Consider the following 21,855-nt stretch of genomic DNA (forward strand, 5'->3'; position numbering starts at 1 on the left):
TCAAGTCCAGCTCAGCGTCGACACCAGCGGATGAAGACAATCAACAGCGATACTTGCTCGCACGCAATATCTAATGAAATCTACTAGCCGAACCGCGCTCACGGGCGAGCCGGAGTAATGAGACAAGTGTTCTTCTTGGCTCATTACGGGAGGCCAGCCCCAAGCGGGAGGCGGCTTGCTTGCCAAGAAATATACAAAGAACATGACATCTTGCTATCTAGCCCAACTAACTTTCTCTTCACACAAAATTTTCCAACAACATGACAATAAAAAAAGCCCGCCAAAAACGCGGCGGGCGCTTGGTGATTCCTTGAAGTTTCATACGCTGCTCAATTGCTTGTTGGCATTCGCCCGGTACGCCGGGAAAAATTGTTCGTCTAGGTTAGCGTTGAACTTCTTGCACAATTCTTCATAAACTTCGGCGTTCCAGATTTTCCGGCCGGTGTAGAAACGGTAGCCCGTGTGCTGGCCGAACTTTTTCTTGAACTTATACAAGGGATCCTCCACATCGTTTGTCCGGCCACCCCCTGCATGAATCAGCTTGACGCCGTTTTCTTTCCCCCAACGCACAGCACCGTATTGCAAAACATAAATTGGAGACAGCTGGTGAAAATCGTGGACCGTCCCCGAGAGATGCGTATGCATAATGCCGCCATAGAGAAAATGCAGCTCTGCAGCGATCACTTGGCCTTCATAAATAGCTTCAGCCAAAATGATTTTATCGGCGAACTTCAGTAGGCAGCTATCGAAATAAGTATCATCAAAGAAATAATAGGAATCGGCACAGACGCGGTTCATCGTTTCATAATAAATCTCCTTGAAACGGCTGAGGTCGCTTGGCGCCGTGGTAATGCGGCATGTGACGCCTGCATTCAGCGAACGGCGCAAGGTTTTTCTGGCGGATTTCGAAAACTCGGAAGCAACCGGATCGTCAAAGCCATCCAGTGTTGTCCCGACCGTTTCCCGTTGGAACGTAACATCATAGCAAGTGGAAAAATCGCGAGCGTTGCCAAAAATCGGGTGAAAGCGGACAAATTCGCTGACGATGTATTGGTTTTTGCAGTATTCGCCGAAAGCGCACTCGAAAGCAGTGACCAGATCGGAATGACTGCCTGTCGCACAACGTATGATTCGCGGGCCCCCATAACCATAGGGAGTGATGGCGTCATACCACCTTTCCCCGCGGATCAGCATGGGGATTTCTCGTTTGATAAACAGATGCCTAATTTCGCCGTGTGCGCTTTGGAATACGAACTCCTCGCATACTCCATGCTCCATCCTCTCATAGAGCTTGCCGTACGCTTTTTCAAAAAACAGGTCATTCAATGGATCCACTTCCTTTCATCATGCGTCGCTTAAACACGGCTCGCTTCCAAATGCTTTTTGCAGCGGTAGGCAGGAAAATAATCAGTCGCTGCACCTGCCGCGTTGAGACTGCATAATTTTTGATAAACCGGCTTGTTCCATATTTTCTTTCCGATGTAAAAATCAAATCGGGTATTCTTCCCGAATTGCCTCTTGAACATCAGCAAATTATCGTTCGGGTCGTTGGTCCTCCCGCCCCCGTCATGGATCAGCCGGTAGCCATTCGCTTTCCCCCAGACCGTCAATGCGTATTGCAGAACGTAAGCTGGATAAGCATGGTTGTAATCACTCAAAGTTCCTGACAGATGTGTATGAATGCGGTCTTTGTAAGTGAAATTCAAGCCCATCCCTATGACTTCCCCCTCAAAGATCGCTTTCGTCAACACGATACGGTCTGCGAAATAGTTGAGGCACTCAGTGAAATAATTTTCTTCGAAATAATAATAGGCATCTGCATTGTTGCGGTTCATCGTCTCATGGTAGATATCTTTGAATTCGCTCAGGCTTTGGGGATTTTCAATGATTTCATAAGTTACACCCGCTTCCAGCGCCTTGCGGATATTTTTCCTCGTCGATTTGGAGAACTCGCATTGAACGGGGTCTTCGAATGCTGCCAAATCGGTCCCCACCGTTTCCCGTAAATACCGCACTTCGTAGCATGTTTCAAAATCCAAGGCATTGCCAAGCACTGGGTGGAACCGAACGAATTCGCTGATAATATTGTGATCCGAACAGTATGCTGCAAATGCTTGCTCAAATGCCTCAATTAATCGGCCTTTTTCATCTTGCTCACAGCTTTTAATAACCGGCCCTCCATAGCCATAAGGAGTGACAATGTCGAAATATGGTCCACCTGTTGCGGGAATCGGAATCTCACGGCGGATAAATTGATGGCGTACACGGCCAACTGGGTGGTCAAATTCAAACACTTCGCACCGGCCATTTTCGATCACTTCGTATAACCGCCCGTAATTTTTTTCGAAATACAAATCACTCACACGCTAAACCTCATTTCTTTTTTTGTTTGTCTGTGCTCCCCCTCTGCTTTCTCTCTATTAAACTTCGCTCGTCTCTTTTGCGGGCCGTTTCCGGTAAGCAGGAAAAAACTCATTCGTAACGGTAGTGTTTGCTTCATTGCATAGTTTTCTATAAACTTCTTCGTTCCATATTTTTTGCCCACTATAAAACGAAAAGCTTGTTTGGCGGGCAAACTGCTGTTTGAAACGAAGCAGGTTATCATCAGGGCTATTGCTCCGCCCTCCCCCTCCATGAATGAGGCTGATGCCGTGTTCTTTTGCCCATAGTACAGTGGCATACTGCATGATATAAACTGGAGACAGATGATGGAATGCTTCATACGTTCCGGACAAATGTGTATGAATCAAATCGTTGTAGACGAATTGAAGTTCCATGCCAATCACTTCGTCTTCAAAAAGCGCTTCAACTAGCAATAGGCGCTCTCCGAACGATTCGAGCAATTGGGTAAAATACTTCTCATTGAAGTAATAAAACGAATCGGCATGATTGCGGTCCATCGTTGCAAAATAAATCCGCTGGAACTCCCTCAAATCCTTCGGCCCGTGTGTCACCCGAAATTCAACGCCAGTACGCAGTGCCTTGCGGATATTCTTACGGGCGGAAGCGCTGAATTCCGCTTGCACCGGATCGTCATAAGCCGCAATCGACGTTCCGACCGTATCACGCAAATAGCGCACTTCGTAGCTCTTTTCAAAATCGAAGGCATTTCCCATTACGGGATGGAAACGGATAAATTCACTTACAATTCCCTCTGCTTCACAATAAGCGGCAAACGCTTCAGCAAACGCTTCTTCCAGCTCACCCCGATGTTCTGGTGCACATCCTGTCATTACCGGACCGCCATATCCATAGGGCGTAACAATATCGAAATAACGGACAGACCCGAGCAGGATAGGAATCTCTCGCTTGATGAACATATGCCGAACGCGCCCAAGTGGATGATTAAAGTTGAATACTTGGCACACGCCTTTTTCGACTTCTTCGTATAACTTGCCATACCGTTCATCGAAATACAGATCCCCCATAGTCTTTTCCTTCCTTCTCGTTGTAAGTTGCGGATTTGTTCTCCCCAATACCTGATGGAGCTATAGCCATCGCATGCACTCCTTTCCATCTGAAACCCTTGATTAGCACCTATCCTAAAAGCCCCAGGTTAAAGACAGGTTAAACAAGCTCATAAATTTTTCATGACTTATATATAGACAAAACTGCCCCAAAAGGAGACAACATTCTTTGCGAAAATGAAATAATTTACTTAATATAAGAAATATAGAACTTACAAAGTAGAGGTGCATACCGATGAAGCTTTATAAATGGCTTGGCAATGAACAGGAAACCAATACGCTGAAAGACAAAGGCTGGTTCGTCTTAACAAGTGGCAGTGGTGCAGTAGCCATCAACGAACAACAAGGTTCGGCTGACAATCAGATTGCAGCTTACGAAGTGCTTGACCAAAAAGGAAGGCTCGAAGACGGGGCTTTTGCTGTTTTTAACAACATCCCGGTTACCGAAGAAGGCCGCGAACTGTTCGAATCGCGTTTTCAGAACCGTGCCGGTCTTGTCGAAAAAGAACCTGGCTTCGCAGCGATCCGCATTTTGCGGCCTCTCGATTCCGATACCTATGTCATCCTCACTATGTGGGAAGACGAATCCGCCTTCACCACTTGGCAGTCGTCTCAAGCTTACTCGCACGCACATAAAAAACGTGGCACCTCGGAAGGCATCGACAAACGCCCGAACATCTTTCCGCGCCAGTCGTTCGTCACCACTTATTCCAAATAGCAAAGAGGCTTCCAATTGGAAGCCTCTTTTTCTATGGAAAAATATGTTTACATCGATATATTTGAGTGAATTAGACAGGTGCGCAGAGTGGAATGCCTCTGGACATTTCTTCGTCAGCTAGCCCTTGTACGCAGTTCGGCTGATAGATTTCACTATATTTTGCATGCGAAGAAGTGTCGCTGTTCATTGTCTTCATCCGCTGATGGCGGCACTTAGTTGGACTTGATAGCTACGAAGATGTTTGGTGTCTATTCAATGTGTTGATTCAGAGCTGTCCAAACTATTCATGCTAATTTTAATGATAGCTGAATCTCATTTCCACACTAAACTTAGCGATAGAGCAGAAAAGAAAAACCGCAGCAGCTGCTGCGGTTTAAGTTACTTTTTCTTCTGCCAAATAGCGGGCGAGTATCATGTCTTCGCTGGTCTCCGAGACGACTTCAAGCGACCGGTTGATCTCGCGGATCGTCCCGTTCAGCTCTTCTATCGTCTGGCACACGATATTGAAACGGCCCAGCATCTGTGAATAGGAGCCGGTTATTGTGATCTCATCTCCCACTTCACGTGTCGGAACCCAGGAAATTACTGATGGCAAATCCAGAATTTCTTCCAAGCCATTGATTTCACGGATGATTCCAGGCCCAAGGAGTACTGATAGATTACAGGATGGGTAGCGCATGAACCCATCATCGAAATTGCTTAAATCGTATCTTGAGATATCTTCCCCGACCGCGAAATCAATCATCATTTCCAGCAAATTGACGTCGGTCTGGCGTTTGACAATCTGGTAATGCTGCTCCCCGCTCAATCTATAGCCCATCTCGTAAATATAGAACTCTCCGTCATCATAAAGAGATTGAATCAACACAAGCCCGTTCTTGAGCCCCATCCCTCTTAGCATCTCCCGAATATTGGCGTCGTGAAGCGCGATGAATTCCGCGAGATGGCTCGATGGGTAAATCGTGGCGACCGGCAGCGGCGGGCTTTGCCGTCCCTGGTTGTGGACAAAGCGGTCCGTCACAGCGGATAGGGTCACTTCCCCGTTTTGCAAAGTGTAATACATTTCGACGCCGTGATTCGTATTGATAAAACGCTCAACGAGTACGCGGCCGTGGCGCGAAAAACGGCGGGCCTTTTCGACAGCATCGTATAATTCCGCATCGTTTTGGCAAACCGTAATGCCTTTGCTGGCGTAGCTGTCGACTGGTTTAACAATGACCGGATAGCGGACATGTACCCCATCGCCTTTTTCGTATTGTTCGATGACCGGCACATTGAATCTTCGGCAAAATTCCTTGAACCGGTCTTTGTTAGAGCTAATTTCCAAATGTTCTTTCGTCGCATAAAATGGCAATTCAAGCCGGTCGGTCAATAATTGGGCATTCCACGTGTTGATGTCGTCGAAAGCCGTCAACACGCCATCGATATGTTCGTGACGCGCCATGTCTTCCAGGGCGTCGATGTCAGCAGTACTGATATGGTACGCTTTGTCGGCATTTTTCTTCGCGGGCGATTCCTCGTTATTATCGGTGACAATTGTATACAGGCCCATGTTTTTAGCGGTTTCGACGACGTCGATCATATGCGTGATGCCGCCAAGGATGAGCAGCTTTTTTTGTTTTTCCACGGGAAACACCCCCTTCAGTTTTTTCCGGGTATTATAGACTATAATTTTTTCTGTTTGCCCAAAATCAATCGATTTTCTTCTTCGTTTGTAGAACAAATTTACCAACCGGGATATTGTTTTGTCAATCTGAAAATCTGAAAAAAATAAAATTTCTTCCTATTTAAAAAGCTTTACCTCTTTTTAACCCGAAAACCCTACTGTGAGAGTAGCAACAATCCCATTTATTTTAAGGAGGCAGAGAGCCATGGCAGTTCCTACCAAACAAGCGGTTCCGGACATTTTCTTTACGCCAGAATGGAATGAAGCATACGCCACACATGAGGGAGGGGAATTCCAGCAGTTCGAATGGAAAAGTGAACTCGGGCACATCGTCTATCCATTCATCAAACGTCCGGTGCCGCTGTTAGAAGGCTGGTTCGATACGATTACCGCGTTCGGCCAAAGCGGACCTGTCATTATCGATGCCAAGGAAGGGCAGCGTCGAGCCTTGGTTGACGAGTTCGATGCAGCATTCCAGGATTTCTGCGAACAGCAGCGCATCGTTTCTGAATACATCCGCTTCAGTTCTTGGGTCAAGAATGCAGAAGATTTCTTCCTGCACTATGGTCTTGATATGCGTGGCGTCGTCATGTACATCGATTTGACGGTCGACGATCCTTTCCACTATGAATTTTCATCCGCTGCACGCCAGCAAGTGCGCCGTGCGCTAAAAAATGGCGTGACGCTCGAATATGATTTTACAGGGGACACATTGGATGATTTTTGCAGGCTCTATGACCTCACCGCCGACCGCAACGATTTTCCGGATCATTATCTATTCGATCCCGGAATGCTGAAGGAATCCTTCAAGCATCTAGAAGGCAAGCAATTCCTGCTCAATGCGAAATACGACGGCAAAACCGTTTCTTCTGCGCTGATTGTCCACCATGGTGATTATATGCATTATCATTTGGTCGCCAACGATCCTGAGTATTTCCGCTGTGCCGGAAATTCATTGATCATGGCGGAAGCGTGCCGCTATGGCAAAGAACTCGGCTTTTCCCAATTTCATTTGGGCGGCGCCTCAACTGAAGCCCTCTACCGCTTCAAACGGCGGTTCACCAAAACGGAACCGCTTGAAATCTTGACCGGCAAACGTATCCGTAATAGCGATATGTATGGCAGGCTGACCGAACTAAAAAGGCTGCAATCTGGCATTGAAAACACTGGCCATTTCCCTTTATACCGAGGATGAAAAAAGCGTCGGACCCGAATTTAGGGCCTGACGCTTTTTTTGTGCCGATTGAAAGCATAAAAAAACAGCGGGATACACGCCTCGCTGCTTTCAGCCTTATATTAGGAAGCATTTACTTTTGCCGGTTGGAAACGGGCCATGATCATATCGCCGCCGTCTTCAGAACGAATATCGAGCGTCCGGTAGATCCGTTCAATCGTTTCTATAAGCGCCTGTTGTGAATTTGCGACCACATTGAAACGGCCCAACATTTGCGAATAGGAGCCTGTCCGCTCGATCGTCTCGCCTTTGGAACGGTTGATGACACAGGAAATCACTTCCGGCATCGCTTTCACTGCCTCCAAGCCGCGAATTTCTGCGATCGTACCTGGACCGAGTAAAATCGGCAAATTGGCGGAAGGATATGGCATCGGGGCATAGTCGAATTGCTCAATAGGATGGTTGGCCGTATCTCCGCCAACCGAGAAATCGAGCATCATCTCCAGCAAATGGACGCCTGTCTGCTTGTGGATGATATGATAATGCTGCTCGCCGCTAAAGCGGAAGCCCATTTCGTATACATAAATCTTTCCTCCGTCATACATCGTCTGAATGAACACCAAACCGTTTTCGATGCCTATATTGCGTATCATCTTGCGCACCGCTGGGTCGACTTCTTTGATATATTGCTGTTGATGCTGTGAAGGAAACAGCATCGCTACAGGCAGCGGCGGGTGCTCTTTTGATTGCTTATGGGTGAAGCGGTCCGTAACGGCAGTCAGGACGAGATGGCCATCCCGCGCAGTATAGAACGCCTGGACGCCGATATCTGAATCAACAAACCGCTCGAGCATGATTTTACCCGACTTTGATTCCCCGACTGCCTTTTCGACCCCCTTTGTCAGTTCCTCTTCCTCATAGCACACCGTGATTCCCTTGCTTGCATAGCTATCGACCGGTTTGACGATGACCGGGAATTCCACCACCGGAAGATTCGGGCCCTGCTTTGGATCACATTCGTACTCTTCGATGACCGGGACACCGAATGTCCGGCAATAGTCTTTAAAGCGGTCTTTATGCGAAGTGATTTCGAGTTGTGCGGGGGTGGCGTAAAACGGCAAGTGGAGCGTTTTGCACAGCGCGACTGCATGCCATGTATTGATATCGTCAAAAGCAGTGAACACGCCGTCGATTTGTTCCTTCCTGCCGATTTCAGCAAGCTTCTGAATATCTGCAGTACTGATGTCATATGACTGGTCGGCAATTTTCTTCGCTGGCGAACCGGTCATATTATCGGTAACGATCGTGTAGTAGCCCATGCGTTTGGCTGTTTCCACCACATTGACCATATGGAATGTGCCGCCCAGGATTAAAATTCTTTTATTATCCATCTAAACCCCTCCACTTCGCAGAAATCGTGCGCATATAGTATAATCTCTAATTCAAAATAACTAAATAATTTTATAAGCGTAATACAAAAATACCAATTAAAAACAAAAACGTCAATAAAAATCTGAAAATTCAGGTATAAAATCCTTTTCAGCTTAAAGGTGTCGTATGCGAGACCATCCAGCTGCTGTCACTTCGATTGTAATAGGCGGTAATTTTATAGCCGATTCCTGCAGGGGCCAGTACCCCTTCACTTCCCGGACGGTTATTGACCTTAGCATTATCACAGACGAGCCGAACTTCCTGTCCGCCGCTATGTTCGATGAAGATTTCCACTTCTTCGCTGAATTTATGGGTCGGCGCTGGCGGAAGCTTAACGATTTCAACTTCAGACGCGCCGTTTTTTCTATTGACCGTCATGCGCGGCTCGTCTTTCATGTCGATCGGCGAGCGGCCGCCCTCAGGCACATATTGATGCAGCCGGCCGTTGTAAAGAATGCTCGTCGTGTCGTATTGGTATTCTTCATTATATAAAGAAGTGATCGAGGCAAGGCCATCTCCCATGCCATCGCGCGGTTTCGCGAGCAGCGGCTCGATGATGCTGAGCCCTGCTGCATAATCAAGCAAGACATTCGCATAGCCGTTGTTCTCAAAATAGCTATGGTTGATGCTGCCGGAATACGCAGGCGTCGTATTGATCGCGCCGCTGCCGATATGGATGCCCGCGATGCCGTTCGAATCGAAATTGCCGCCTTGGATATGATGGCCGTAAAGACCGCGCACCATCAGGCCCGTCGCTGCATTGCCGACAAAATGGCAATCGTAAATCCCGTAGACATTATTATCGCTGCCGCGGTCCGTCTGCAACCCGCAGCCGAGATGGATTTTATACGGCGTTCCCGGTGAAATGGCCTCTTTCAAAGGCGGCGACACGGTAATGCTGCCCGTGCCGACTTCGTCGATGTGGTAGACAGACCCTTCTCCGGAACCCACTTTGAAATAAGCGCCGACATGGACGTCGCGGGCGGCAGGGTCAAGTTTCATGAATGACACATTCGTTCCTCTTCCGGATGCCCCGCTCCCTTCGATGACCGAGCCGTTTTGTGAAAACTGGCACAGCCGATCGAACACGCATAAATTATTATTGCCTTCTTCTAGAATCTGCAAGCCATGGACAGACCCCCACATAAACGCAGCGCCTGAAAATAACTTGTCGCGGATTTCACTTGCCACCATACATACTTTCACAAGCTGTACATAGCCGTTTTCGGGATCGGTCCCCATGAACTGGATGCCCTTAACCGAACCGCTGCCACCGCGCATGCGCACCAAATAATCCATCGGTTCGGACGGTGCGATGCGCGTCGTCTCCGAACTATGGCCGATCCACGAAACAGCTGCATCCATGCCCCATTCCGGCACTTCGATGGGGCCGCTAATACGATACAAGCCCGGCGGAAAAAATAGATTGCCGCCTTTGCTTGTGCCATATGCGGCGTCGATCGCTTTTTGCAGCGCTTTGCGGTCATCGACTTTGCCGTCGCCGATTGCCCCGTATGATTTCACATTGAATAATTGATCTGCCGTTTTTTTGGGACTCCACATTTCGCGGACAATATCCTCTTTATTGCGTGGAAGCAATTCCTTCTCCCTCGGTTTTTTCCAAAATGCCATAATTTGGCCGCCCCTTTGCTTATTGAATGTCGTACGACGATTTTACCTGCTAATTGTTAAAAATCGGTTAAATATTTTCACATGAAAACAGCTCCCCAAAGCCAGATTTCTGCTGCGGGAGCTGTTCGTGAATCAGTTTATTTTCCGAGCGTCGGCGCATGGCCTTTCATCAATTCCATGCCTTCGATAAGCGCCGCGGCCTGGAGCACTTTTTCTTCTTCGAATGCCGGACCCATGATCTGCAATCCTACTGGCAAACCATCTTTAACGCCCACTGGAATGCTGAGTGCCGGCAATCCGGTTAGATTTCCAGGTCCCGTAAAGCGGATCACTTCATCGAGGAAGCTCAATTCCTGGCCGTTAACATCCACTGTTTGCGAACCGATCGGCGGCGACAGGAACGGCAAAGTCGGACTGATCAGCACATCGACGCTTTCAAACGCCGCAGCAAATTCCACATCGAGTTTCCGACGGATTTGCTGGGACTGAACATAATCGACGCCGCTCATCAATTCGCCGACTTCCAGCAAAAAGCGCACATCTTCGCCGAATTTCTCCGGTGATTTCAATAGATTCGCATGATGCACAGCGCTCGCTTCTGTCGTGATCGTCACGAGCTCAGCAAACTCTGCCTGCTTCAAGGATGGAATACTGATAGGCTTGATGACCGCTCCCGTATCTTCTAGCTGTTTCAACACAAGCCGCACTTGTACGTCCACACGGCTATCAACGTTTTTAAAGAAATACTCTTCCTCGATGCCGATGACCAGATTTTTCGCTTCGCTTTCCAATAGCCCCGAGAAATTCTTTGCCGGGCGGTCGATCGATGTCGGGTCTTTCGGGTCGTAGCCGCTCAATAATTCCAATAGCAATGCCGCATCGTAAACCGTCTTCGTCATTGGCCCAATATGATCAAGCGACCACGCAAGCGGGAAGCAGCCGTACTTCGAAATGCGCCCGTGCGTTGGCTTGAGCCCGATAATGCCGCAGCTTGACGCCGGTATGCGAATCGATCCGCCCGTATCCGTACCGAGTGACGCAATCGACATATGTGACGCCACCGCTGCACCCGATCCGCCGCTTGAGCCTCCCGGAATCTTCGCCAAGTCCCACGGATTTTTGCATGGTCCGAAATGCGGATTGGTCGTCGTCGCCCCCCAGGCATACTCATGCATATTGAGTTTGCCGGTAAACGTTACGCCTGACATCTTCAATTTCGAGACGACTGTCGCATCGAAATCCGCCACAAATTCACGGTGGATACTCGAGCCCATAGTTGCCTTTTCATCTTTGAAATAAAGAATATCTTTTAGCGCCATTGGGATCCCATGAAGCGCACCGCGGTAGTTGCCGCTTTGGATTTCCTGTTCAGCCTGCTTGGCAGCTTCCAACGCTTGTTCTTTCTGCACGGTAATATACGCATTGATTTCCCCATTGTATAAATCAACGTTCGCCAATACCTGTTCTGTCAACTCGACAGGCGACACTTGCTTGGACTGAATGAGCGGCGCCAGTTCACCGATGGATTTCTGTGCAAGGTCGTTGCTCATTTCTGCACACCTCCCGGAATATGCGTCAAGGCCATATCCAGGTCTTTCAACTGTTCCTGATCCACCGTTTTGCGCAACTCTTCAAATCCTGCCATCTGCCCAGTGAGCATTTCCTTGTGATGATCCGGAACATGAATGCCTTTCCTCTCCAAAACTTCGTGAATGTCGAACGCCACATGAATCCCCCATTCCTGAATTTTTTCTGAGGTGCAGGTCCTGATGATTACCGACAGTTTACCACTCGCACGTCTAAATTAACAGAATATTCCTTCAAAAAAATCCCGTTAGAAAAGCTGGCAGTCTTATCGCCTGTCAGCTGATCTCTTTTTTTATCTATCCATTCCCAGTACCCCGTGATTATAGCTTTACCGCGCCCCCATGCCTCCGTCTATTCGATATTGGCTTCCCGTAATGAAGCTCGAGTCGTCACTAGCCAAGAACATCACAAGTTTCGCGACCTCTTCCGCTTGCCCGTAACGCCCTAACGGAATTCGCGAAGAGATGGTTTGCCTGACCCGGGCAGGATCGCCCTTATTTATCGATTGCTCAATGGTTTCCATCATGCTCGATGTGAGGGGTGCAGGGTGGATTGAATTCACCCTGACAGAATCCTTCGCCACTTCCAAGGCAGCTGTCTTGGTCAAACCGACAACTGCATGCTTCGCCGCCGAATAAAGCGAATTGCCACTGCTTCCCATCAGGCCCGACACAGAGGAGGTGTTGATGATGCTGCCATATTGTTGGGCTGTCATAACGGGAAGAACATATTTAAGCCCGAGAAACACACCGCGCACATTCAAGTTCATCATCGCGTCAAAATCCGCTGTCGTTTGCTCTGTGAGAAAAGCTGTCTTTCCGATAATGCCTGCATTGTTCATGAAAATATCGATACGTCCCCACCGTTCCACCACTTGCTTCACATACTGCTGGACATCATGTTCTTTACTGACGTCAGCCACCAAGCCCATTACATTTTCCCGATCGTCGAAGCGGTGCACCAACTTATCCAATGCTTGTTGATTCAAATCGACAAGTGCGACTTTAGCGCCTTCACTTGCGAATTGCTCTGCTATGGCAGCGCCCAAGACACCAGCCGCTCCAGTGATCACCGCCACTTTTCCCTCCAGCTTTCGGTTCATGGATGCCCTCCTCCCTCTTTTTATACGCCTTAGAGACTGTTAAGCGATTCAGCTGATTGACGGTTCCAATAATCCTGTTGTTCGCACAGCTCTTCATATTCTTTCTTTAAAATGCCTACGATGATTCGGTCGTAATAGCGATTATTGCGATATGCATGCTCCCGGATTCTGCCTTCTTCTTTCCATCCGCATTTTTGGATAAACAGATTGTAGGATGGCATATTATGCTCCACAATATCTCCATCCAACCGATGCAATTGAAGCTCTTCAAACGCGTATTTCATAGTGGTCATGACGGTATCACGCCCATAGCCATGGCCTTGCATGTTCTTTTTGCCGATAATGATGCCATGATAAGCCGAACGGTTTTTCAGATCGATGTTCGTGATTGTTGAAATTCCGATAAAACCATCTTCTTGCTTATCGATCGCAAAGCGCAAATTATGCGTATCGAGCGCTTGCCGATGAAACCATTCGTTTTGCTGCTCTGATGAGATTGGATGTGACCAGCCCCCCAGCAATTGGCCGATAGCCGGATCGTTATGAAAACTTCTCAAACTCTCCATATCGGATTTTTCCAGAGCGCGCAAGATGACTTTTTTTCCATGAATATTCATTGAAATCACTCCCTCAATATAAGGTGGAGCAGCGCTATAGCTTGTTAAGGTTTTCGATATGAAGGAAAAAAACCTCTTCCCCCTAAACTGCAGCTATTCAATTTGGTGAGCTCCTCATACAAAGAATCATTGTAAATATTGGTCCCTAAATAATAGTCATAATTGTTTTGATTGGTAAACGACGATTTATACTCGAATAAAGAATCCCCTTCTTGACATCCCCCTCCCAAATGCAGTATTTCGCAGCCTTTTCCCTTTGAAAAAGCTACCATGAAATCGAATAACAAGTTATTCGGCCGCAAACTCAAATACCTTTCATCAGATGCTCCCAAATGGTAATGGGCAAAACGCTTGGCCGTGAATAATATCGCTGCTGCAATTACTTGCTCTCCATGGTAAACAAACAATAAATGTGATTTAGAAATGGGCGTATCTGCCAATTGGTTTTCAAGTAGGGCTGGACTGAAATAATAATTACTTGCAGCCGATTTTCTCTGCATCGTTTCGTTATAAAGTTTAAGGAACAAGCCGATATGTTTCTCGTTTTTTTCAACTTCCCGGCAATAAAGATGATAGGAATAAGCCTTTTTGATATTCCGCTTCGTCATATGACTATACCGCTGTTGAATCGCCGAAAGTTCACCTGCAAGATCTACTGCTGTCGTTTTCCGGATGTATTGCAAGGTACAATAGCCATCCAAGTAATGGGCATTTTCCAGCAGGGGATGCATGCGCACAATCTCAGATACGATATTAGTGCTTTTACAGTACTCTTCGAATAGTTGGCCAAATTCCTCGACTACTCCGGGGTCCCCCGAAATCAAAGGCCCTCCATAACCATAAGCCGATGTTATATCGTAGATAGGCTGTCCAGCAAACTCAAAATCAATTTTTCTGACGATAAAAGGGTAAATCACGCTGCCTAGACTATTTTGAAAATGCACCAGTTTGGCATTTCCTTTTTCTTTTTTGGCATTCCATTCGTTGTATTCATACGTATAGTAAACATCCTGGACAGCAAAGTCATTCACCGTCTGGTTCCAAAGCTCTTTCGTTTCAATAATGGCCATGCTGGGCACTCGAATGTCCATCGTCATCTCTTCAGCCCCCATTCATCAGAATTTGATATCGGTATTCTTTCTCTATCAGCATTATTCATCCGCAAGGTTAAACACTAGTTAAACTTTCTATTTAGAAGCATTTTTATGACTGTATTAAAAATAAATTGATTCGGTATCCCTTCTTTAAAACGCTGAATAGAGAATCAACTTTCGTTAATAATCAAGGTCGCAAGTGAATATCTTAAGTCACGACAGTTAAGGCAGGAAATCCTACAAAGTTCAAAAAAACTCCTCGCAGATTAAGTTTGCCTAATATTTTCCGCATAAAAAAAGACGCAGCAACTGTTGCGTCTTTTGGTAACTGGATTCGTATTTATTTCGGCCTCACACCGCCATCTACCGGGTGCTCAACCCAAAGCACGGAGGCGAATAACAAAATGAAGCCCGAACAGAAGCATCAGAACTATTACATAATAAAATCCCGCTATCTTCATCCAAAACAAAAAAGACGCAGCTCATCCCTACGTCTTTAAACATTCAATATAAGATCGGTGCATGAAACAGTCCGTCTGGCTGCTCGAGATACTTGTCCCACACCCTTGCCGCTTTATCGGCCGGAAGCGGTCGGCTGAAATAATAGCCTTGACCGATGACTTCGTATTGCCGCATCAAGGTGACTTGTTCGAGCGTCTCAAGCCCTTCCACGACAACATCCGCCCCCAAGTTTTTCCCGAGTTCGATAATGGTCGCCAGGATCGCCATGCTGCGGTCGCTGCCGAGCACTTCGTCAACCAGTGACTTATCGATCTTCAAAGTGTCGATCTGGATGTTCTTGACCGCATTAAGCGATGAATATCCCGTACCGAAATCATCGATCGCCAGCTTGACGCCGAGTGCCTGCAGTTCTTCGACCAATGCGGCGGCGGTATTGAGGTCGATCATGACGCTTTCGGTGATTTCAATTTCCACACATTCGGCAGGCACGTTGGTTGCGATTAAAATGCGCGCCACTTTCTCGGCAAACTCCGGATCGAGGAATTGCTTGGCCGAGACATTGACCGATACATGGATATCTGGCCGACCTTCCCGGCGCCACGCATTCAATTGCTGGCAGGCTTCACGCAGCACCCATTCACCGATTGAATGGATCGCGCCGCATTCTTCAGCGACGGGGATGAATTCAGATGGCGGAACGGCACCCAGCGCTGAATTCCAGCGCAGCAAGGCCTCGAAACCGATGACTCGCCCGTTCATCAATTCGACTTGCGGCTGATAATGAACCGAAAATTCTCCGTTCACCAAAGCCTGCTGCAGCGCCGACGTTATTTCCTGCTTACGGATTGAGCTATCCAGAAGATCCGGGGAAAAGAATTCATAGCTCTCTTTGCCAGAGCTTTTTGCCATGAACAGCGCCAAGTCTGCCTGCTTGATCAAACTCTCCTCGTTAAGATCTATAATTTTTTGGCAGCTGATGCCCAGACTGATGCCAGAAGCCAGCCTCCGCTCCCCGATTTGTATCGGCTCTTCCATAATGAGCAAAATATTTTGGCAAAGCCGCTCGAGATACGGTTTTTTTGCATTAGGCACTGCAAAGACAAACTCGTCCCCACCAAGCCTGGCGAGCGAAATGGTGGTCGGCAGCACCAATTTCAAGCGCTCGACGACTTTTTTCAGGAACTCGTCCCCACCATCATGGCCGGTCAATTCATTGATCGACTTAAAATCATCAAAATCAAGAAGCACCACGCCGATCGACTCCACTTTGCCGTCTGATGAATCCATCAACTCCCGGAAATGGGCAAAAAACCAATGACGGTTCGGAACACCTGTCAGCTGGTCGGTATACGCGAGCGCACGAAATCGGCTTTCGCTCGCTTTCACTTGCTGCAGCAGCCCGCTCTCAGTTTCCAGCGCATGCAAATCGACGAGAGCCAGATTCGCTACAGACAACAGCAGTAAGGCGACAATCGAAGCGACAAAAACAGCCACCGCAATAGCCCCCATGCCATCAGCTGTTGCTTCCGGAAGAGCCATATTAGAATAGAAGGTTTTTGTTGAAGTGTAATAAAGCAAAGTGAGCACGAATCCTAAAACAGTGGCGTTTTTAAGCCGCTGTTTCTCAGTCACTTGCGTCGCATTGGTCTTCATTACGAAGCGGAAGCTGAAGTAACTTATTCCCAGTACCGTAATTGCCGACAATACATAATAGCCTGGTGAAATTGCCCAATACCCGACGTCCAAAACGCCCGATAACCCAAGAAAATGGACTACTTTCATAAAAAATGCCGTGACAAGAACCCGTTTCGCCATGTCACTGCGGTTGTTGATGCCTTTTGGCAGGATTTTCAAGACATAGACTGCCAATACGCATGCTGTAATCAGCGCAAGGGCAAGCAGCCAATAGCGCGGCGTGAACTGGTATTCCGCCATAAAGGTCAGAATGCCGATCACTTGTATGCCAAAAAAGCCACTGCCCAATGCCAGCACCGCAAGCAGATTGGAGCGGGGATTAATGGCCTTTTCCCGCTTGCTTACGTATTCAATCAGGATCAACACGGTGTAGCTCGTCGCTATGGAAACGATGATGGATAAAAAGATTAAACTGATATGTGGGAACATAGCCATGGCAAACCTCCTGACTTGGCAAACCGAAAAAATATTATTTAGCTAACTATTTTATTATTACAGAAATAAACAAATCATTTGAAGGACTTTTTACTTACACATTAAAATTAATAGTGATTCATAAAGCTCTTTTTTCTGGAATATAGTAAACATTATACCTTCGTTTCCCTCCTTTTCACATAGACCTTAATGCCTGCTGATATCTCATAAAATTAACAATTATTCACTTTTCAATGCCAATTCTCCTATTTCATGGTCATTTAGTTCTTTTAAGAAATTAAAAAACGACGCCATTTCAGCGCCGCCTCCCAATGTCCATTATTCTGCCGGTTTTCCACCGCGTCCTTTCTTTTTCAACGTCACCGTCATCCCAGCTTCCGCTTTGCCGGCGACAATGAACTGCAATAAGCCACCGGTCTCCACTGCCCCCACCACGTTCAATTCAATCGTCTCCACCTCATACCCTTCAAATCCGCGCACCATCTCTTCCAGCTTGTCCCTAGAAATTGGCGCATGCTCGCGGCTTTCAATTGCGGATGCCATCTTGAATTCTTTACTGTTCACGCCGCTTTTTTGAGCCTTTATATCAGTTGCTTGTTCTTCTTCGATAACCGGCAGCCAGATGAACGGCTCCTTGGATTCAGCCATGCCCTTTCCCCCTTTCGCATTGTCTCCTATATTCCATATTTTCTGCCAATTTCCTGCCGTGGGGTGACCAATAGACATTTTTCCCTTAGAATAGAGAGAGACACATCAAAACGCATCAAGGAGGAACTAGGATGGCAACTTTAAGCGACATCGCTCTAGCCGATGATTTAGGGCAATTTGAAATAAAAGAAATTTACGGGGCGACCCACCAGCTCCTGCAGGAAATGCAACAAGCGAAAGCCGAAGCTTTCCCTGGCCGCATCAATGCCATGATCAATCATTTAAAGGAGCGCTTGCAAGGGAAAGCAGCATATCCGCTCGCCGTGCTGCTTGAGACCAGTTATCTATCGATCCAGCACCAGCTGAAAAAAGATTGGAACTCCGACTTGAAACAACGCCAATTGTATCTATACGATAATACGATCGAATCGTACCGCGGGCGCATTCCGTCGAATGTCTGGAACCAGGTGTGCCTGAACTATGCGGAAACGCTTGTCCACACTGGGCGCTCAATTGATGCGCAGGCCGTGCTGAAAGAAATGGCCAAAGATGAAAACGATCCGTCTTACCAGCGGCTGAACGGGGAATTCGGCTGGACCTTGATTTTCTATTCAACTTTCCTGCCGGTCAAAGCGGAGCGCCTCGGCGCACTTGAAAAAGCGCTTGATTTATTCAAGACGGCAAAAACCGAAATTAAAGATGAAAAAGGCCAAGCCCTATACGATGAACGTATTAAGCTTGCCGAGAACATGATCGACCAGCTCGGCGATGTGGATCCAGTGAAACTCGCCCAGCAGCCAGAACCGACTGCGGAGGAACAACACTATCTCAACTGGTGCGCAGAGCAGCAATTGTTCCTCAATAGCGGCAACGATATCGAGCCAGATACGATGACGAAGCGCGATCTTCCACTGCGCATTCAAAACAACGCGTTCCTCGGCAATTTCCTGGACTCATTGACGCATGAATTCACTGCGATGCGCCGTTCGCTCTACCTCGCATTGAATAGCGAAAAAGTCACAGACGACCACAAGATGGACGGCGACAATACGCGCTACACAAAACGCAATGAAGATTTGAAGCAAGTCTACCGCCAGGCCTATGGTCTATTCGACAAAATGGCACTGTTATTGAACCAGACCATGCAGCTCGGCGTCGAAGAGCCACGCGTCAATTTCCAGCGCATTTGGTTCGAGGAAGAAGACTTGAAAAAACCGCTCAAGCCATTTGTCCAAAACACGAAAAACGATGCTTTGAAAGCCCTCTACTGGCAGTCGAAAGAAGTGTACGGCTATGAGAAATCGGACGAACAAAGCCTGTTCGTGAAAAAAGCCCTGCATATTCGCAACCGTATCGACAATAGTTATTTGCAAGTAGTCGAAAAAGCGGAGCCTTTCGATAAGGACAATGCCCGCGCACAAAGCCACCACATTACAGAAGCAGAACTTGAGCGCATGACGCTCGCCATGTGCCAAAAAGCACGCAATGGCATGATGTACTTGCAGTTCGCTTTGGCGATTGGCAAGAAATAACTAAATAAAAAAGCCGTGCAGCAAAAACTGCACGGCTTTTTTATTGTCCGTATTGCTGGATAGCGATAGCGACTTTATAGCTCGCAAACTCACTGATGTCGTTGAGGAAACCATCCAATTCCTGATGCGTTGGAAAATGGCATTCGATCAAATAACAACCTTCCCCGCTGGTCTTAAAATAACGGCTGACGGTGTCCGGCCGACTATCCAAGTGGTCGAGAAACTTTTGGTGCCGTGGTTCGTTCATAATGGCCGTGACGAAAGCATGCACAGGACAACCGATTTTTTCTTTCGGCACACGGATTGTATAGCCGTCGATAATTCCCGCTTCCTCCAACTTCGAGACGCGCGCGGCGGTCGCTTGCCCAGTCAAATGCACTTTTTCGCCAAGCTCCTTCATGGTCATGCGGCCATTGCGGGAAAGTTCACGCAAGATAAGGTGATCTGTCGGATCCATTGCTAGGTCAATTCCTTTCATTAATCAAGTGAAAACGCCAAAAGACCTTCACGAGGCCATCGTCTTTATGGTGAATTTCAGTATATACTAGGGTCACACCTCACGAAAGGAGTTTGAATCATGAAAATCGAACAGATCCGCAATGCTACTTTACGCATCCAATACGCAGGCAAGCATTTCCTCGTCGACCCGTTTCTCGGCGACAAAGGAAGCTATCCGCCATTCCCGAATTCCGCACGCCAAGATCAAAACAACCCTTTGGAGGAATTACCGATTCCGAAAGAACAGCTCATCGATGGCATCGATGCACTCATCATCACGCATCTTCATATGGATCATTACGATGAAGCTGCCAAAGAATTCTTGCCAAAACACTTGCCGCTCTTCAGCCAAAACGAGGAAGATGCACAAGTGCTCCGCAACGACGGCTTCACAAATGTCAACGTCCTCGGTGAAGATACGAGCTACGAAGGCATTTCCCTAATCAAGACACAAGGCGAGCACGGCCGTGGTGAAATCCTCAAAATGACCGGGCTTGTGTGCGGCGTTGTCTTCCAACACGAGGATGAAAAAACGCTTTATATCGCAGGCGACACCGTTTGGTATGAAGGCGTCCAACAAGAAATCGATGCGCACCAGCCGGAAGTCATTGTCCTAAACGCCGGCGACAATCAATTCACTGAAGGCGGCTCGCTCGTCATGGACAAAGAAGACGTCCTACAAACGCACAAAGCGGCGCCGCAAGCGACATTGATCGCGAGCCATATGGAAGCCGTCAACCACTGGGCCTTGTCCCGTGAAGAACTGAAAATTTTTGCGGTTGAGCATGGCTTCTCCGATAAACTGCACGTCCCGCAAGATGGCGAAGCATTCGAATTCTAATCATCAAAAAGCCAGGAATTCAGGTTCCTGGCTTTTTTCTATCTAAAGGATTAGACGATTGATGCCGCACGCTTTTCCTTGCCGCAACGTTTGCAGCGATACCAGCGCATAGCCGGAACTTCTTCGACCCGCTCCTTGCGCTCGAAATCATGAAACCCGATCCTGCACCGCCAATTCTTCTCACGATTCCCCGCAAGCTGCGCAATGGCCAACATCACCAAGCCGCCGACGATGAAATAAACCGCAAATCCTCCCAAAGGCGCGAGCACTTCCGTATCCGCGAAAAACAGAATGATCCCCATCAAAAAAACAAAACCCGCGATTGTCTTCATAAACTCTCCCCCTCTAAACTACTTTTTCTATCCTGGGTGTTAAATTCTTATTGAAGATGAGTTAATGGTGATGTTGAATTTATTTTCTTCTCTAAAACTGGAGATGAAGCGGATGGCGGTGACGCCTGGGGGACTGAGTGGGACTGGCGAGACAAATGTGACGCGCTTTTTGCGGCACATTGGCTCGACGCCCCCCCCCCGGCAAGCATCCGCCAGGAGCGGAGTCTCAAACCTTATAATTTTCGACAAAAACCCCTTTCTCCAAAAAGAGAAAGGGGTTCTACCTTACAATGTATTGCCTTCTGCTGGAATCGGATTCTCTTTCAGCATATTCGCTAAATGGTACGTATTATACGCTAAGCGCTGGATCGCAGATTTGGAGAAGTCGTTGCCATGCCCTGCTTCCAAATACGATGGCCCTGGTCCGGCTTCCCCGACCCAATACGCATCCACATTTGGCGGGATGACAAAGCCGATGTGCGACATGCCGTACAACAGGGAGGCCGCTGAATGCTTGGCCCCGTCTTCATTGCCAGTGATGACGGCTCCGCCGACTTTATTATAGAAAATCGCCTGGCCTTTATCGTTGGTCACGCTGCTCGATCCATACAAACGTTCGATAGCTTGCGTGGCAAGCGAGCTTTTCTCGCCGAGCCAAATCGGCGTGCCGATGATCAAAATGTCGGCATCTTTCACTTTCTCCAGAATCTCTGGCCATTCGTCACCGTCTTCCATATCTTCTGCAACGCCGTAAGCGATGTAATAATCCGCCAAACGGATGATCTCCGATTCGACACCGAGTTTATTATAATGTGTTTGAACGTCTTTCATAAACCCTTCGGTATTTGATTCGTCTTCTGAACTCTTCAATGAACAATTGAGAAATATTGCTTTCAAAGCCATCTAGGCACGCCCTTTCGTTTT

Annotated in this window: 20 protein-coding genes; 4 read left to right on the forward strand and 16 right to left on the reverse strand. The window is 47.7% G+C overall.

Annotated features, from left to right (window positions below; all coding sequences use genetic code 11):
• Positions 1-318 precede the first annotated feature (318 nt).
• Genes KTG14_RS09850 through KTG14_RS09860 form a run of 3 tightly spaced genes read right to left on the reverse strand, consistent with a single transcriptional unit; the run spans position 319 to position 3,428 of the window.
• A complete protein-coding gene (locus tag KTG14_RS09850) occupies positions 319-1,326 on the reverse strand; it encodes a GNAT family N-acetyltransferase (protein WP_216970770.1) in 1,008 nt (335 codons plus the stop codon).
• 29 nt (positions 1,327-1,355) lie between these two features.
• Complete coding sequence (locus KTG14_RS09855; protein ID WP_216970771.1) at positions 1,356-2,363, reverse strand: peptidoglycan bridge formation glycyltransferase FemA/FemB family protein; 1,008 nt, start codon at positions 2,361-2,363, stop codon at positions 1,356-1,358.
• 57 nt (positions 2,364-2,420) lie between these two features.
• Complete coding sequence (locus KTG14_RS09860; protein WP_216970772.1) at positions 2,421-3,428, reverse strand: GNAT family N-acetyltransferase; 1,008 nt, start codon at positions 3,426-3,428, stop codon at positions 2,421-2,423.
• 274 nt (positions 3,429-3,702) lie between these two features.
• Between KTG14_RS09860 and KTG14_RS09865 the strand changes: the two genes are divergently transcribed.
• Positions 3,703-4,185 carry an antibiotic biosynthesis monooxygenase family protein gene (locus KTG14_RS09865; RefSeq protein WP_216970773.1) on the forward strand — a complete coding sequence of 161 codons (483 nt, stop codon included), beginning with the start codon at positions 3,703-3,705 and terminating at the stop codon, positions 4,183-4,185.
• A gap of 373 nt (positions 4,186-4,558) precedes the next feature.
• On the opposite strand, the gene KTG14_RS09870 is transcribed toward KTG14_RS09865, so the two are convergent.
• On the reverse strand, positions 4,559-5,812 hold the full coding sequence (locus KTG14_RS09870) for an ATP-grasp domain-containing protein (protein ID WP_216970774.1): 1,254 nt from the start codon (positions 5,810-5,812) through the stop codon (positions 4,559-4,561).
• A 244-nt stretch (positions 5,813-6,056) separates the two neighbouring features.
• On the opposite strand from KTG14_RS09870, the gene KTG14_RS09875 reads away from it, so the two are divergent.
• Positions 6,057-7,046, forward strand: a complete 990-nt coding sequence (locus tag KTG14_RS09875) for a GNAT family N-acetyltransferase (RefSeq protein ID WP_216970775.1) — start codon at positions 6,057-6,059, stop codon at positions 7,044-7,046.
• A gap of 101 nt (positions 7,047-7,147) precedes the next feature.
• On the opposite strand, the gene KTG14_RS09880 is transcribed toward KTG14_RS09875, so the two are convergent.
• The 9 genes from KTG14_RS09880 to KTG14_RS09920 form a co-directional block, all read right to left on the reverse strand.
• On the reverse strand, positions 7,148-8,416 hold the full coding sequence (locus tag KTG14_RS09880; RefSeq protein WP_216970776.1) for an ATP-grasp domain-containing protein: 1,269 nt from the start codon (positions 8,414-8,416) through the stop codon (positions 7,148-7,150).
• A gap of 148 nt (positions 8,417-8,564) precedes the next feature.
• A complete protein-coding gene (locus KTG14_RS09885) occupies positions 8,565-10,088 on the reverse strand; it encodes a right-handed parallel beta-helix repeat-containing protein (RefSeq protein WP_216970777.1) in 1,524 nt (507 codons plus the stop codon).
• A 137-nt stretch (positions 10,089-10,225) separates the two neighbouring features.
• Positions 10,226-11,638 carry an amidase gene (locus tag KTG14_RS09890; protein WP_216970778.1) on the reverse strand — a complete coding sequence of 471 codons (1,413 nt, stop codon included), beginning with the start codon at positions 11,636-11,638 and terminating at the stop codon, positions 10,226-10,228.
• A complete protein-coding gene (locus KTG14_RS09895) occupies positions 11,635-11,814 on the reverse strand; it encodes a hypothetical protein (RefSeq protein WP_216970779.1) in 180 nt (59 codons plus the stop codon). The genes KTG14_RS09890 and KTG14_RS09895 overlap by 4 nt, the downstream gene beginning before the upstream one ends.
• 189 nt (positions 11,815-12,003) lie before the next feature.
• Positions 12,004-12,777: an SDR family NAD(P)-dependent oxidoreductase gene (locus tag KTG14_RS09900; protein ID WP_216970780.1), complete on the reverse strand. Its 774-nt coding sequence runs from the start codon at positions 12,775-12,777 to the stop codon at positions 12,004-12,006.
• A 29-nt stretch (positions 12,778-12,806) separates the two neighbouring features.
• Positions 12,807-13,394 carry a GNAT family N-acetyltransferase gene (locus KTG14_RS09905; protein WP_216970781.1) on the reverse strand — a complete coding sequence of 196 codons (588 nt, stop codon included), beginning with the start codon at positions 13,392-13,394 and terminating at the stop codon, positions 12,807-12,809.
• 44 nt (positions 13,395-13,438) lie between these two features.
• Entirely contained in the window at positions 13,439-14,491 is a 1,053-nt protein-coding gene (locus tag KTG14_RS09910; RefSeq protein ID WP_216970782.1) for a GNAT family N-acetyltransferase, read from the reverse strand.
• Between the two features lie 501 nt (positions 14,492-14,992).
• Complete coding sequence (locus tag KTG14_RS09915; RefSeq protein WP_216970783.1) at positions 14,993-17,080, reverse strand: putative bifunctional diguanylate cyclase/phosphodiesterase; 2,088 nt, start codon at positions 17,078-17,080, stop codon at positions 14,993-14,995.
• A gap of 318 nt (positions 17,081-17,398) precedes the next feature.
• Positions 17,399-17,728: a hypothetical protein gene (locus KTG14_RS09920; protein ID WP_216970784.1), complete on the reverse strand. Its 330-nt coding sequence runs from the start codon at positions 17,726-17,728 to the stop codon at positions 17,399-17,401.
• A 131-nt stretch (positions 17,729-17,859) separates the two neighbouring features.
• Between KTG14_RS09920 and KTG14_RS09925 the strand changes: the two genes are divergently transcribed.
• Entirely contained in the window at positions 17,860-19,260 is a 1,401-nt protein-coding gene (locus KTG14_RS09925; protein WP_216970785.1) for an LA2681 family HEPN domain-containing protein, read from the forward strand.
• A gap of 40 nt (positions 19,261-19,300) precedes the next feature.
• On the opposite strand, the gene KTG14_RS09930 is transcribed toward KTG14_RS09925, so the two are convergent.
• Positions 19,301-19,717 carry an Lrp/AsnC family transcriptional regulator gene (locus KTG14_RS09930; protein WP_216970786.1) on the reverse strand — a complete coding sequence of 139 codons (417 nt, stop codon included), beginning with the start codon at positions 19,715-19,717 and terminating at the stop codon, positions 19,301-19,303.
• Positions 19,718-19,837: 120 nt separating this feature from the next.
• On the opposite strand from KTG14_RS09930, the gene KTG14_RS09935 reads away from it, so the two are divergent.
• Positions 19,838-20,599: an MBL fold metallo-hydrolase gene (locus KTG14_RS09935; protein WP_216970787.1), complete on the forward strand. Its 762-nt coding sequence runs from the start codon at positions 19,838-19,840 to the stop codon at positions 20,597-20,599.
• Positions 20,600-20,649: 50 nt separating this feature from the next.
• Here the strand turns inward: KTG14_RS09935 and KTG14_RS09940 are convergent, their stop codons facing one another.
• Positions 20,650-20,931 (reverse strand): hypothetical protein, encoded by a 282-nt coding sequence (locus KTG14_RS09940; protein ID WP_216970788.1) that lies wholly within the window; start codon positions 20,929-20,931, stop codon positions 20,650-20,652.
• Between the two features lie 285 nt (positions 20,932-21,216).
• Positions 21,217-21,834: a flavodoxin family protein gene (locus KTG14_RS09945; protein WP_302054938.1), complete on the reverse strand. Its 618-nt coding sequence runs from the start codon at positions 21,832-21,834 to the stop codon at positions 21,217-21,219.
• Positions 21,835-21,855 lie beyond the last annotated feature (21 nt).

The sequence above is a fragment of the Planococcus sp. CP5-4_YE genome, assembly GCF_019042655.1.
GTDB lineage: Bacteria > Bacillota > Bacilli > Bacillales_A > Planococcaceae > Planococcus.

Bases quoted from the DNA above. Each gene is read 5' to 3' on its own strand.
- KTG14_RS09860 (WP_216970772.1), bottom strand. From the start codon at position 3,428: ATGGGGGATCTGTATTTCGATGAACGGTATGGCAAGTTATACGAAGAA.
- KTG14_RS09910 (WP_216970782.1), bottom strand. From the start codon at position 14,491: ATGACGATGGACATTCGAGTGCCCAGCATGGCCATTATTGAAACGAAA.
- KTG14_RS09920 (WP_216970784.1), bottom strand. From the start codon at position 17,728: ATGGCTGAATCCAAGGAGCCGTTCATCTGGCTGCCGGTTATCGAAGAA.
- KTG14_RS09945 (WP_302054938.1), bottom strand. From the start codon at position 21,834: ATGGCTTTGAAAGCAATATTTCTCAATTGTTCATTGAAGAGTTCAGAA.
- KTG14_RS09880 (WP_216970776.1), bottom strand. From the start codon at position 8,416: ATGGATAATAAAAGAATTTTAATCCTGGGCGGCACATTCCATATGGTC.
- KTG14_RS09925 (WP_216970785.1), top strand. From the start codon at position 17,860: ATGGCAACTTTAAGCGACATCGCTCTAGCCGATGATTTAGGGCAATTT.
- KTG14_RS09930 (WP_216970786.1), bottom strand. From the start codon at position 19,717: ATGGATCCGACAGATCACCTTATCTTGCGTGAACTTTCCCGCAATGGC.
- KTG14_RS09900 (WP_216970780.1), bottom strand. From the start codon at position 12,777: ATGAACCGAAAGCTGGAGGGAAAAGTGGCGGTGATCACTGGAGCGGCT.
- KTG14_RS09885 (WP_216970777.1), bottom strand. From the start codon at position 10,088: ATGGCATTTTGGAAAAAACCGAGGGAGAAGGAATTGCTTCCACGCAAT.
- KTG14_RS09890 (WP_216970778.1), bottom strand. From the start codon at position 11,638: ATGAGCAACGACCTTGCACAGAAATCCATCGGTGAACTGGCGCCGCTC.
- KTG14_RS09915 (WP_216970783.1), bottom strand. From the start codon at position 17,080: ATGGCTATGTTCCCACATATCAGTTTAATCTTTTTATCCATCATCGTT.
- KTG14_RS09875 (WP_216970775.1), top strand. From the start codon at position 6,057: ATGGCAGTTCCTACCAAACAAGCGGTTCCGGACATTTTCTTTACGCCA.
- KTG14_RS09940 (WP_216970788.1), bottom strand. From the start codon at position 20,931: ATGAAGACAATCGCGGGTTTTGTTTTTTTGATGGGGATCATTCTGTTT.
- KTG14_RS09935 (WP_216970787.1), top strand. From the start codon at position 19,838: ATGAAAATCGAACAGATCCGCAATGCTACTTTACGCATCCAATACGCA.
- KTG14_RS09865 (WP_216970773.1), top strand. From the start codon at position 3,703: ATGAAGCTTTATAAATGGCTTGGCAATGAACAGGAAACCAATACGCTG.
- KTG14_RS09905 (WP_216970781.1), bottom strand. From the start codon at position 13,394: ATGAATATTCATGGAAAAAAAGTCATCTTGCGCGCTCTGGAAAAATCC.